General features: G+C 37.5%; 6 protein-coding genes. 4 read left to right on the plus strand and 2 right to left on the minus strand.

Features of this window, described 5'->3' with window-relative positions; all coding sequences use genetic code 11:
• Nucleotides 1–8: 8 nt before the first annotated feature.
• Nucleotides 9–959 (minus strand): ABC transporter permease, encoded by a 951-nt coding sequence (locus EKM81_RS00800; RefSeq protein WP_225420133.1) that lies wholly within the window; start codon nt 957–959, stop codon nt 9–11.
• Between the two features lie 50 nt (nt 960–1009).
• On the minus strand, nt 1010–1699 hold the full coding sequence (locus EKM81_RS11055; protein ID WP_164509140.1) for a hypothetical protein: 690 nt from the start codon (nt 1697–1699) through the stop codon (nt 1010–1012).
• Between the two features lie 504 nt (nt 1700–2203).
• On the opposite strand from EKM81_RS11055, the gene EKM81_RS00805 reads away from it, so the two are divergent.
• The 4 genes from EKM81_RS00805 to EKM81_RS00820 all read left to right on the plus strand — a co-directional run bounded on the left by EKM81_RS00805 (nt 2204) and on the right by EKM81_RS00820 (nt 7738).
• Nucleotides 2204–2935, plus strand: a complete 732-nt coding sequence (locus EKM81_RS00805; RefSeq protein WP_164509141.1) for a GntR family transcriptional regulator — start codon at nt 2204–2206, stop codon at nt 2933–2935.
• 347 nt (nt 2936–3282) lie between these two features.
• Nucleotides 3283–5556 carry an alpha-galactosidase gene (locus EKM81_RS00810; protein ID WP_125646946.1) on the plus strand — a complete coding sequence of 758 codons (2274 nt, stop codon included), beginning with the start codon at nt 3283–3285 and terminating at the stop codon, nt 5554–5556.
• 26 nt (nt 5557–5582) lie between these two features.
• Nucleotides 5583–6317, plus strand: a complete 735-nt coding sequence (locus EKM81_RS00815) for a GntR family transcriptional regulator (RefSeq protein ID WP_125646949.1) — start codon at nt 5583–5585, stop codon at nt 6315–6317.
• Between the two features lie 26 nt (nt 6318–6343).
• Nucleotides 6344–7738 (plus strand): glycoside hydrolase family 1 protein, encoded by a 1395-nt coding sequence (locus EKM81_RS00820; protein ID WP_125646952.1) that lies wholly within the window; start codon nt 6344–6346, stop codon nt 7736–7738.
• Nucleotides 7739–8258: the final 520 nt, after the last annotated feature.

An 8258-nucleotide genomic window follows, 5' to 3' on the forward strand; every position in this document is an offset into this window, starting at 1 on the left:
AATTTAATTTAGAATAAGCTTTGAGACCTATCATATTTCTTAACAATGCCATTTGTGATAACCACTAAAACAAATCCGACTACAGATTGTAAAAGACCACCAGCAGAAGACAACCCAATATCCCCCATTGAAGTTAGTCCCCGATAAATATACGTATCAATTGTCTGAGTAACTGAAATTAAGGCACCTGAATTTTTTGGTACTTGGTAGAATAAACCAAAATCAGTTCTAAAGATACCGCCAACAGCCATAATTAATAACATTACAAGGACCGGTGTCAGCATCGGTAAGGTGATTGATTTAGTCTGTTGCCACTTTGAAGCACCATCTAGCATTGCTGCCTCGTAGTAAGATTTATCTAAACCACAAATAGCAGCAAGAAAAATAATCATGTTATAGCCAATATTCTTCCAAACTTGAACTGTTGTCAGAATGAATGGCCAATATTTTGGTTCCATATAAAATTGTATTGGTTTATGGCCAAACATACTGAGAACAGCATTAAAGAAACCGCTTGTTGGATCTAAGAACGCAAAAACGACATAACTAACCACAACCATTGATAAAAAGTATGGAATAAATAATACGCTTTGATATAACTTCGATAACTGCTTATTAAAAATTTCGTTTATAGCCAAAGCCACAATTAACGGAATAACAATATTTAAAATAATAAATACGATATTATATAAAAGAGTATTTCTAATTATTAATGCAGCATCACCACTTGAAAAAAGAAATTTAAAGTTATCAAATCCAGCCCAATCACTCGTAATAAAACTATGAATAAAGTTTCCATTCAACTTAAAGTGTTTAAAAGCTACAAGAATTGCAAACATTGGTAAATACGAAAATATTGCAAACCAGATAATTCCAGGTAATGAGAGAATAAATAATGGACGATTCTTTTTGAAAGTTTCTCTAAAATTTGTTTTTTTCTTATTCTTTTGATTAACCAAATTAGAACACCCTTTTTTATTTTTTTAGACCCCTAGTTGCTTATCATTTACTACCTATTATTTTCTATATTCATCGACCTCGCTAACTCAATACGATCCTGCAGATTACCACTATAAAAGGCAGTAAAGACGTATGCGTACAAACTAAAGATAAATATTAATAGGCTAGCCGGAAACGAGCCAATTATTAACAAAGAGAAAACAACATATAACGCTGTTATCATTGATAGTCCCGGGTGAACTACTGTTTCAATTAAAATATTTTTTACTTGCTGAATCAAAGGGACTTTAAACAATGAAATTTCCAAACAAGCAAATGGAAACATACAACCACAAATTATTGCAATTAAATAATAAATAGGAATAATTACTCCAAATAATGGAAAATTCTTTATAATCATTCTCTGAAAAAGAAGAGAACTAGGTATAACTGTTAAAAAATATAGAGGTAAACTATCAAATGAAAACCCATGAATAAATGAGCAAAAAAAGTATTTATAACTAAAGTTTTTATTTATAATCCAGTTAAACGTGGTCTTAAATAGTGCAATAGCAGAAGGTGAAAGAGTGATAAAAAACAATATTATAAATAATGGATAATGAAAGATATTCTTAACCCCTACAATTATTGCAATAACTACTATTGGTAAATTGGGAATTAAGAACAGCAAATTTAGAAAAACAATGCTTGTAACGAAAGTAAAGATTTTATACAAGGTCATATTTCCTTTTTGTTCCATGATAAATATTTCTCACTTTCATATATTTTAGCCACATAACTTTGTACTTAACGATTGGTTAGTACTATCATTTGTATAGTCTTATGCCGATAAGCAATCAGCAATTAATATTCAAAAAAAGGGTATTTTATTTTATAAATAAGTCTCAATAAAATTCATTAGCTTTTTATCATTAGTAAGTTTTACAAACAAACTTATCACGAAGCTAAATATAGCACAATTTTTTTTAGTGGTCAAGCGCTTTCAAACAAAAAGCCTATACATTTAAATCGTACTGATTAAACATTTTTTTGAATATTTAATCCCCCACATAATGATTTTTCTGCTTCAAATATATATCAAATCTACTTCTTTTTTTAGCCAAATTATTCAATCTTCTATTTATCAGTTAAGTTATATTTTAAATATTATGTAAAAAAAATAAATTTCGCTTTATTTTTCTTTTTATATGACTATACTTTTATTGTAGTGATTAATATTAATTTAAAAGTGGAGAAATAATATATGAAAATCCGTGCCCCAAAATATGAACAAATTGCCGAGGAAATTCGTAAACGAATTCGCGATGGTATCTATCAGCCTAAAACCGCTATACCTGATCAAAACACATTAGCCAAGGAGTTTGGCGTCAGCCGTATGACTATAAAAAAATCTCTAGATGGTCTAAGTATGGCCGGACTGATTTACACACGACGTGGTGATGGTACTTATGTTCTTGGCGATATCCCTTTAAAAATAGATACTAATTCCCCTGCTCAAAAACATACAGGATTAACTGCTGAACTAGGTTCACGTTTAAGTAGTCAAGTTATTCAGTTTACAACGATCATGCCTACAGAAGAATTAATGGAACATTTAAAAATCAACCATGATGAACCAGTCTTAAATATTATTCGATTACGCTTAGTAAACAAAGAGCCGTATGTCCTTGAGCATACGTATATGCCAAAAAAACTGATGCCTAATTTAAATAATCGCGTCTTAAAGCACTCCATCTATAACTACTTAGAAAAAGACCTGAATTTAAAACTTGGTGGTGCATACCGAAAAATCCATGCTGATTTCAGCAATAACTTAGACATTCGTTATTTAGGATCCCAACCTAACGATCCAATTCTGGAAGTTGAACAAGTCGCGTGGCTACAAAACGGCATTCCATTTGAGTATTCATTCAGCCGTAACAAATATGATACTCGTAGTTATACAGTATTAGATATAAACCCAGCAAATGCGTAATTAACTTATCAAGATTGAATAACAGACTCAACATTTCGAGATAACTAAGCTTTGCCTCTATTATTACAATTGGACGGAATCTTTTTTAATGAATAAGACTGATAAAAATTTTATACCTAATTGCTATTTTTCAAATAAAAGTGCACGTTCAAAACTATTATTATTTTGCACCCAATTCATTAATTAGCGACATTCCTTCTAATATGAAAACAAAATATGATTATTTCTCTAAGCATAATTTACGACGTATGATAGAAATCAGAAAAAAGGCACTTAATTATATTGCCAAAATATATCCATCTTTATTCTCCGTACATCAGTGACAAAATTAGGGGGGTTCTTTATCAATGACAACTAGTACTAACTTAATCACCGTCGATGAGCAGGCAAAATTCTTTCACCTGCACAACGAGCAAATCAGTTATATCTTTCGGGTCATCCCGGAGATTGGTCAACTAGAACAAGTTTATTTTGGTCCGGTGATTACTACGCCGCTAGATTTTCACCATTTGATTTCCCGCGAATTTCGACCATCAAACAATCAATTAATTGATGATGGCACTTCATCATTGGAGCATATTCGTCAAGAATATCCTTGCTTTGGGACAACTGATTTTCGTCAAGGCGCTTATGCAATCAGATATGCTAGTGGTGATTATATTTCTGAGTTTAAGTATCAACAATTTGCTATCACTAGTGGCTATCCTGATCTTGGTGAATTACCGCATGCGCGCTACCATGATGAGTCGGCGGCCACATTAACCGTTACTTTGCAGGATCAGTATTCCCCTTTACAAATTCAATTACACTACACAATTAGTACGAAAAATGCCGTGATCATTCGTAGCGCAACTTTTGTGAATACTAGTAATACTGATAGCTATCATTTGGATCGAGCTTTAAGCTTGAATCTTGATTTACCAGATGCTGATTATGATCTGATTCATCTGCATGGTGCTTGGGCTAAAGAAATGCAAGTTGAGCGACGGCCATTAATGACTGGTCGCATGGCAATTGATAGTGATCGTGGTGCCAGTAGTCATCAACACAACCCATTTCTAGCCTTAGCAGCAACTGACAGCACGGAAAAAGACGGCCTCGTTTATGGTGCAACCTTACTTTATAGCGGCAATTTCTTAGGCCAAGTTGAAGTCGATAATTATGATGTGACCCGTTTGAGCCTAGGTATTTCCCCAACTCAATTCGATTGGACGCTAACCCCACAAAGTAAATTTCAAACACCGGAAGCAGTTTTAGCTTGCAGTCATACCGGCTTAACAGGGATGAGCCAAGCTTTCCAACAATTCTTCCGCGAACATGTCATTGATCAAAAATGGGTCGATCAACCGAAACCAATCTTAATCAACAATTGGGAGGCTACTTACTTTGATTTTGACGAAGCCAAGTTGCTAAAGATTGCCCGGCAAGCAAAGCAACTCGATCTTGGCCTTTTTGTCTTAGATGACGGTTGGTTTGGCAAGCGCGATAGTGACAATAGTTCTTTAGGTAATTGGACCGTTGATCATCATAAATTACCTGCTGGCCTATCCCATCTAGCTAGCGAGGTCAACCAACTGGGACTCAAATTTGGCCTGTGGTTTGAACCGGAAATGATTTCATTAGATACCCCACTAGCAGCAGAACATCCTGAATGGATTGTGGGTCATCCTCAGAAACGCCGCTCCCAAGGCCGTAACCAATATGTACTTGACTTTAGTAATCCAGACGTCGTATCAGCAATCTTTGAGCAAATGGCAGCGATTTTACACAGTGCGGCAATCAGCTACGTGAAATGGGACATGAACCGTTACATCTCAGAGGCTTTCTCGACTTATTTACCAGCAGAGCGCCAAGGCGAATTTTATCATCGTTATATTATGGGAGTCTACCACCTCTATCACCTATTAATAACCGAATTTCCAGAATTACTGATTGAATCTTGTGCTGGTGGTGGCGGTCGTTTTGATGGCGGCATACTTTATTATGCTTCCCAAGGCTGGACTAGCGATGATACTGATGCTGTTGAACGCCTGAAAATCCAATATGGTGCTTCCATGTTATACCCACTGCAGAGTATGGGCTCACACGTCTCGGCTGTGCCAAATCACCAAGTTGGTCGACGCACGCCTTTAAGTACTCGGGCGGCAGTAGCTTTGTTTGGCACTTTCGGCTATGAGTTAGACATCACCAAATTAACAGCAACTGAGCTGGCTGAAATCAAGGCTCAAATTCAGTTTGCTAAGTCAGTCCAACCACTTATTCAAAAAGGAAAATTCTATCGTTTAGCTAGTCCCTTTACGAGTAATCGTCCAGCGTGGGAAGTTTACGATTCAGAAACAAAGACCGGTTTAATTGGTTACTACCAAATTCTCAATCCAGCCAATCCTAGCTACCATCGACTACAATTGCGCGGTCTGGTTCCAACACAAAAATATCAATTAACTGAAATTAATTTATCTAATAATACCATTCTTAGTACCGAAGAAGTTTTCGGCGATGAACTACAAAATATTGGTATAATACTCAATAAAGACTATACAAATAAAGCCGCCGAGTATTGGCAACGACCGCAACCGACTGATTTTGCTAGTCGTCTATTCCAGCTCAAGCCGACGGAGTAAAAAAATCATAAGGGGGAAGCTAGCCCATGCAACCACAATCACCTAAATATGAGCAAATTGCCAAAGAAATCCGTAAACGAATTCGTGAAGGTGTTTATCAACCAAAAACTGCCATACCCGATCAGAATACCTTAGCCGACGAATTTGGGGTCAGTCGCATGACCATCAAAAAGGCCCTCGACGGATTGACGATGGAAGGGTTGATTTATACTCGACGCGGTGACGGCACCTATGTTCTCGGCGACATCCCTCTTAAAATCGATACTAACTCTCCGGCTGAAGAACATTTAGGTCTGACAGCAGAACTAGGTCATGATCGTGTGACAAGTAAAATTATTAAATTTGCCATTATGTTTCTAACTGATGAACTAATGACTCATCTGAAGCTTAAGAAGAATGAACCAGTTTTTGATATCATTCGCTTGCGGCTAGTTAATGACAAGCCTTACGTGCTCGAGCATACTTATATGCCTCAGAAGTTGATGACCGATTTAAACGAGCAAGTCCTGCGCCATTCCATTTATAGCTATTTAAAAGAGAACCTTAACCTTAAATTAAGTGGCGCCTATCGTAAAATCCATGCTGATTTAAGCAATGACTTCGACATTCAATACCTCAATTGTCAAGCTGGTGATCCCATCCTTGAGGTTGAACAAGTCGCTTGGCTCCAAGACGGCACGCCATTTGAATATTCTTTTAGTCGCAATCGTTACAATGCTCGTAGCTACACGGTACTTGATATTAGTCAACCAACTGCTTAATTCCAACAGAAAGAAGTTACTGCATAATGCAATTAAATTTTCCCGATAATTTCTGGTGGGGCGCGGCGACATCCGGCCCACAATCAGAAGGCAGATTTCATAAGTCCCATGCCAATGTCTTTGATTATTGGTACGACACTACTCCCACCGATTTCCACGATTTCGTCGGTCCCAACACTGCTTCAGATTTCTATCATAGTTTTCGAGCGGACATTAAATTAATGAAGCAGGTTGGTCTTAACACTGTGCGTACGTCAATTCAATGGACCCGCTTAATCGATGACTTCGAAACTGCCAGCCTCAATCCTGATGGCGTTCGCTTTTACAATGACGTCATTGATGAATTTATTGCCAATGGCATCACGCCAATCATCAATTTACACCACTTTGATTTACCAGTTGAATTGTATCAACAATACGGCGGCTGGGAATCCAAACATGTCACCGACTTATATGCGAAGTATGCTGAACAATGTTTCCGTTTATTCGGTGATCGCGTTAAAAACTGGTTTACCTTTAATGAACCGATGGTCATCGTTGAAGGTCAATATCTTCATCAATTCCACTATCCTAAAATCGTTGATGGTAAAAAGGCCGTTCAAGTCGCTTATAATTTAGCCTTGGCTTCTGCTAAAGCCATTGCGAAATATCGCAGTCTCTCCAAAAATAATGATGGTAAAATCGGAACAATTCTTAACTTAACTCCTGCTTACGCTGCTTCTGATGATCCAGCAGATCAAAAAGCCGCTCATATTGCTGAGCTGTGGACCAATAAACTTTTCTTGTATCCAGCTATTCTCGGTCATTTTTCTGAAGAACTAGTTGAATTACTGACCAAAGATCAAGTCATCTGGCAAAGCACGCCTGAAGAAACTGAGCTGATCAAGCACAACACCATTGATCAACTGGGTGTCAATTATTACCATCCTTTCCGCGTTCAACGTCCGGACATCTCGCCAGATAGCTTAATGGATTGGATGCCTAATAAATACTTTGCTAACTACGATATGCCTGGTCGCGTGATGAATGTTGATAAAGGCTGGGAAATTTATCCTAAAGCCCTTTATGATATTGCCCTTAATATTCGCGATGAATATCACAACATTCCTTGGTTCGTTTCGGAAAACGGCATGGGTGTTTCCCGTGAGGAACGTTATCTAAACGATCAGGGGATGATTGATGATCAATATCGGATTAAATTTATGAAGGAGCACCTGACCTGGTTACACAAGGGTATCACAGCTGGTTCTAATTGCTTCGGCTATCACGTCTGGACACCAATTGACTGCTGGTCTTGGGCCAATGCCTACCGCAATCGCTATGGCCTGATTCGTAATGACATTCGCACCCAAACAAAAACAATCAAAGCTTCTGGCCACTGGCTAGCTGAAACCAGCAAACAAAACGGCTTTGACATTTAATCTACCAGCGTTTAAAGCTGTCCTCATTCTATCAAACAGTAAAGGTTGGTTTTAACAGCCAACCATGTTAAACTGAAGATACAAAAGAAGTGCCTGCGCGGTCAGCAGACACTCCACATGGAACCGTTAATACGGTGGCCAGTTTGTTACTAAAAAACCGCTTAACTGTCCAAAGTTAGGGGCGGTTTTTTATTTGGTCTATTTCTTAAGATCGTTGTTGGCTGACAATAGCACAATGACAAGCATGCCAAAGGCAATCATCAGCTCCACTCGCCAAGAATAGCCACCGCTTAACTTTCCATGTATCCTCAGGCTAACATATTGTTCATTTGCTTTCAATGTGGAAAACTATCCAAAAAAAGGCGCAATTTGCCAAATAGCTCAGCTTACCGACGTTGCCTAAAAAATTCGGTAATTGAGTTATTGCTAATTGCGTCTTTTTTGTAAGCGAGTAAATATTACACGGCTATAATTCACAACCGCCATTGTCTAGAATGAACTTGTATCAATCATTCAGATC

This window comes from Lapidilactobacillus gannanensis (assembly GCF_003946675.1).
Taxonomy (GTDB): domain Bacteria; phylum Bacillota; class Bacilli; order Lactobacillales; family Lactobacillaceae; genus Lapidilactobacillus; species Lapidilactobacillus gannanensis.